Below are 4511 nucleotides of genomic sequence, written 5' to 3' on the forward strand. Positions count from 1 at the left end.
TCATCAAGCGCCCACACTTATCGGCTGTTAATTTTTAAAGAGCATTTCTGCGAGAAACTTCGTGTTTCTCAGCAGCGCTGCGTTTTCAGCAGCAGAGAAGCGAGATTATGAACCGTGTTTCGCAGCTCGTCAACAACTTTCTGAACGACTTCGTTGCGACCGCGGGGCTCAACTTCCGTACCGCCGAGGCTCGCTACCGCCGAACCTCAACAGCACTGCTTCCCTTCCTCCCGCGCTGCGTTTCCGTTAGCGCGAAAGAGGCGTGATTCTAAGCACCCGCCCCCATCCACGCAAGCGCTTTGTGAAGAAAGTTTGAAAAAGCCTCCGTGCGCTGCCGCGCACGGAGGCTTTGCGCTCGACGGGCGGTAAAACGCAACACGCGCCGCCCTCCAAAGATATGACGAACACGTCTCTTCCGTCCCATATATAGGAGGGCGCGGAACCGGCAAGGAACCCGGCGCGGTCGAGTATCATGCCGCGACCGAACCACGCACTCATATCGATGATGGACAGCACGACTCAACCCGGCGACGCCGACCTTCGCGACGAATATGCCGCACTGCGCGAGCGCGCGATCCTGCTGGAACAACAGGTGCCGCCGCTTCTGCAGCGCATCTCGGACATGTTGCCGCGCATCAGCGGCGAATCCGAACTGGCGGACACGCATCGCGAGCGGCTCGTCGGCGCACGCAATGCAGCGCTGGTCTCGATCGAAAACTATCAGCAGGCAATTCCATTCCTGCAGACGGCCGACTCGATCATCGAGCAACTGGACAAGACGCCCGAGCGCGACGAAGACATCGAGTGGCGGGAATCGCTGCTGCAACGGCTGGACGAGCTGATCGACGTCGCGGTCGTGATGATCGACGATGCGGACAGCTACTTCGAGCAAGCACAAGCCTGCGACCTGTCCAGCGTGCCGACATCCATCCTCGAGGATTGAACCGGCTCGACCGGAACCACGCGGTGCACCGGACTCACGTCGTGCCCACCGACAACCGTTAGCTGCTTCCCCTGCATCGCCGGGCCTGCCGCCGGTTCCCGCACGAAGCGACCACCGTGCGACCGTCACCCCGCGCGGAGCCGCACGTCGCCGCTACGACGCATCCAGCACGATCGTCTCGCGCATCATCGGCACGCGGATGTATCCGCCCGCCGCATCGCCGTACGCATGCGCGTTCCCGTCGATTACGTATTGCGCCGTCAATGCGCACAGGGTCGCATCGCGCGCATCGACGGAGCGCAGCGTCGATACGTCGATGCCCAGCCGCTCCAGCAGTTGCCGGCGCTGGTTGCGCTTCTGCTTCGCCGACGCCACGGCCTTGCCCAGCATCGCGCAGGTAATCGCATAAGGATAGGTTTCGAAGCTCGCCCGCCCACCCGCGTAGCGCGCGTCGGTCAATAACGGATAAGCGTCCGCGAGCGCGCGGTAGACGCGCTCCCCCATGAACATCCAGTCGAAGAAGCCCGACGTGCTCGCGACGGCCTGCTCCCGCGACGGGGTCGGGAAGCACGAGATCCGTTCGCGCGCGAGCGCCTGCTCGGCCGCGCGGCGGCCGCTCCCGGTCCACCACAGGCTCGGTGCGTCGACGCCGACGGCGACGACATCATGGGAGAGACACAGTGCGGGCAGCGACTCGGGCGCGATCCGCGCTTCCCGGCAGACGACCGTCGAGCCACGCAGGATCACGAGATCGCACAGCTTCCTGTCGCCGCCGACGTCGACACCCGCCACGGCAGCGGGTTGTCGTGCGGCGAATCGGGCCGAGCACATGCGCGTGCGTCAGTCCGCCGGCCGCGCGGCGTACGCGGTGTCGAAGATCGCCTCGAGACCGGGATGGACGCCGCGCATCGGGTCGACGACCGACTTCGCCCAGTCGAAGTACGCCTGCTTGCGTTCGAGCGGCCAGTCCGCGGGCGGATGCCGGGCGATGTCTCGCAGGTTGCAGATCTTGTCGGCCAGCTTCACGAGCTTCGCGCGCCGGCTGATGGTGGCCGCGTGCTCGACCTGCAGACGCTTGCGCTCCTCCTTCGGCAGCGACTTGTCGTCGGTGACTTCCATCACGATGTCCGCCACGTCCTTGCCGAACAGCCGCAGCAACTCCTGCTCGGTCGTCTCCGTATCCTCGACCGTGTCGTGCAACACGGCCGCGACGATCACGCGTTCGTCCTCGACGCCGGCCTCGTTGGCCAGCACGTCGGCAAGCGCGATCGGATGATTGATGTACGGCGACGCCTCTTCATCCTTGCGCCGCTGATTGCGATGCTTGTCCGCCGCGAACGCAATCGCGGCTACCAGCTTCTTCATATTCCCCCCTCGTGTGGCCAGACCCGCGGCCGTCGAACCGGCCGCGTGCGTTTCGGAACTGCTCATACTACCTGTACGCGATGACCCTTCCCGTGCGCCGGCATCCCGGCGTACCCCGTGTCACGCGCCGGCCGGCGCGCGCTGCAACTCGACCACGTTGACCCGCGCGCCGAATACGTCCCTCACGAGCGGCAGCAGGTGGTCGTGGTGCGTCAGGAACAGCACCTGCGTGCGCGTCGACAGATCGCGCAACGCATCGAGCCCGGCCTTCGCGCGCGCATCGTCGAAATTGATGAACAGGTCGTCGGCGACGAACGGCAGCGCCGTGCGGCTGCCGAGCTGCAACTCCAGCGCCGCGATCCGCAGCGCGAGGAACAGCTGATCGCGCGTCCCTTCGCTGAGCCCCGCGACCTCGACCGACGTTCCCCTCGTGCGCCGCGCATACAGCGCGGGCGGCGTTCGTTCGGTGTCCACGGTCAGCTTCGCGAATTCGCCCAGCGTGAGCCCGGCGAAAATCTCGCCCGCGCGCCGGAGCATCGGCCCCTGCTTCTGGTCGCGGTAGCGATCCGTCGCCCACTTCAGCAAGCGGCTCGCGGTGGCCGCCTCCAGATACTGTTCGGCCGCGTCGCCCATCGCCGCCAGCGCCTCCTGCCGTTTCGCCTCGGCGACGGCCGCGTTCGCCTGGCCGTCGATCGCGCCGAACGCCTGGTCGGCCACGACCTGCTGCTGCGACAGCTCGTTCAGCCGCTTGCCGATATCGGCGAGCGACTGCTTCACCGCTTCGAGCTGCGCCGGCACGTCGGCGACGTCCTGTTCCGCCACCTCGGCCTCGACGGCGGACCGGGACAGCCCGTCGCCGTCGCGCACCAGCGCCTCGTGCGCGACATCGACCGCCTGCCGAAGCTGGCGCTGCCGATCCGAGCGCTCGGCCAGCGGCAGCGCCGCGTCGATCGACGCAACGCCGGCCAGTTGCAGCAGCGGCTGGATGCGCGCGTCGGCGCCGGCCACTGCGGCAGCCGCGTCCGCGACCTTGCCGTCGGCCTGCCGGACGGCCTCGTCGGCACGATCGATCGCACGGGCGATTTCCCGGGCGGCCGCGAGGCGCATCGTCAGCCGGCGCGCCACGTCCAGCCAGTCGCCGCTCGCCAGCCATTCCGGCGCGAGCGCTTCGGCAAGCCGCCGCGCGCCGGCCTCGAGCGCGTTCAGCTCCGCGCGGATCGTCGCAATCCGGTTGCGTGGCGCGTCGGCCTCGGCCAGTTCGGTCGTCACCGTATTCGCAAGCCCGAGCGCGCCTTCCGCCGCGGCCAGCGTCGTCGCGCTCGCGGACAGTTTCGCGTCGGCCAGCGCGTCGCGCCATTGCGCTTGCCACGCGTCGTAAGCCGTTTGCGCATGATCGGCCCGCGACTGCGCGGTCGCGCAGCCGCGTTCGGCTTCCCGCGCGCGATCGTCGAGGCTGTCCTTCTGTGCGGCCGCTTTCTCGGCCGACTGGACGAACGTCTCGGCGACGGCGACGAGCGCGGCCAACCCGTCCGCCTCGCCGCCTCGCGATACCGTCAGCAGCGCCGCTCGCAACGCGGCTTCCGCGCCGGCCCGCGCAGCCCGCATCGTGTCGAATTCGCGGCGCTGACGATCGAGATCGGCCTGCGCGACGAACACCGTATCGCGCTTCGCGAGCCAGTCGCCCATCGCCGCCAGCGGCATGCCGGGCACCGCGGCCGCCGTCGCGAGCGCGGCCCAGGCGTCGCGATGGGCGGCGAGCTCGCGCTCGCGTTCGTCCAGCGCGGCCTGTCGGCGCGTCACACCCGCACGCGCGGATTCGACCTGTTGACGCAGCGATTGCAGCGTCGCCGCGGCCTGGGTCGCGCCGAGCTGCGCATCGACGAGTTCGTCGGCGAGGCGAATCGCGTCGTCGAGCGCCGGTGCGCCCGTGGCGAGATCGACGGCGCCGCTGCGAATCTCGCCCCACGCGCCGTCGCGCCGCGCACGCGCCGCCAGCACGTCGGCGGTCGTGACGACCTTGTGGTTCTCCGCGAAATGCTTCTCCTGCAGTTCGAGCCGCTCGAGCTCTTCGAGTGCGCCATCCCGCGCGTCGCGCGCGGCAGCGGCCGCGCTGGCACGCTCGCTGTCTTCCTTGAGCAGCGCACCGAGCCGCGCGGCCGACGGCACGTCGAGCGCACGCAGCGCATCGACCGGCATGCGCCAC

The 4511-nt window shown here is 68.6% G+C and carries 4 protein-coding genes; 1 reads left to right on the top strand and 3 read right to left on the bottom strand.

Annotated features, from left to right (window positions below):
• Nucleotides 1–505: 505 nt before the first annotated feature.
• Complete coding sequence (locus JMF90_RS25350) at nucleotides 506–943, top strand: ATPase (protein WP_027809686.1); 438 nt, start codon at nucleotides 506–508, stop codon at nucleotides 941–943.
• A 153-nt stretch (nucleotides 944–1096) separates the two neighbouring features.
• Here the strand turns inward: JMF90_RS25350 and JMF90_RS25355 are convergent, their stop codons facing one another.
• From JMF90_RS25355 to JMF90_RS25365, 3 genes are all read right to left on the bottom strand, one after another.
• Complete coding sequence (locus JMF90_RS25355) at nucleotides 1097–1774, bottom strand: DUF429 domain-containing protein (RefSeq protein WP_006480969.1); 678 nt, start codon at nucleotides 1772–1774, stop codon at nucleotides 1097–1099.
• A gap of 9 nt (nucleotides 1775–1783) precedes the next feature.
• The gene (locus JMF90_RS25360) at nucleotides 1784–2308 is read right to left on the bottom strand and encodes an HD domain-containing protein (protein WP_006489846.1); all 525 of its coding nucleotides are present in this window, start codon (nucleotides 2306–2308) and stop codon (nucleotides 1784–1786) included.
• Between the two features lie 120 nt (nucleotides 2309–2428).
• A partial coding sequence (locus tag JMF90_RS25365) for an ATP-binding protein (RefSeq protein ID WP_374104260.1) occupies nucleotides 2429–4511 on the bottom strand: 2083 nt, incomplete at its 5' end.

Source organism: Burkholderia sp. E168m23, from assembly GCF_016586125.1.
GTDB classification, from domain to species: Bacteria; Pseudomonadota; Gammaproteobacteria; order Burkholderiales; family Burkholderiaceae; genus Burkholderia; species Burkholderia orbicola.